At 64.3% G+C, this 414-nt stretch carries 1 protein-coding gene; it reads right to left on the bottom strand.

The genetic code is table 11. From position 1 onward, the window contains the following. Nucleotides 1-414, bottom strand: a 414-nt coding sequence (locus tag FJV41_RS56195; protein WP_181791629.1) for a CDP-diacylglycerol diphosphatase, incomplete at both ends; no start/stop codon positions are given.

Below are 414 nucleotides of genomic sequence, written 5' to 3'. Positions count from 1 at the left end.
GGCCCAGCGTAGCCCGTTCCTGATGCTGGCGCGCCTCCGGCACCTCTTCCGCCAGCATCAGGAACGGGCTACGCTGGGCCAGCTCCGCCTCCGTCACCCGGCGCGCCAGGTATTCGTGGCCCTGAAGCCCGCCCGGTAACGGCAGCCAGCGGCTGCTGATCGCTGCGGCATCCTTATCTAACTGCGCGCGCACATCGGGGCGCAGGCAGGAGATATGAATATGGAAATGGTTTTGCGTACGTCCACTGCGCGAGTTGATCGCCAGCGATACCGCGTTATCAGGAACCGGCGCGCCGTGGCGCTGGCTCATGATTTCACGCCCCTGCCAGGCCTGCCAGAAAAAGTTCGGCGTCAACGGATCCAGCAGCAGCGGGCTTTCGGTGCCGTTGATGCGGTAGGTCGGCATCAGCAAAT

It is taken from the genome of Myxococcus llanfairpwllgwyngyllgogerychwyrndrobwllllantysiliogogogochensis (assembly GCF_006636215.1).
In the GTDB taxonomy this organism is placed as follows: domain Bacteria; phylum Myxococcota; class Myxococcia; order Myxococcales; family Myxococcaceae; genus Myxococcus; species Myxococcus llanfairpwllgwyngyllgogerychwyrndrobwllllantysiliogogogochensis.
Note: the sequence above shows the minus strand (reverse complement) of the source record. Positions and strands in the feature narration are given on the sequence as shown.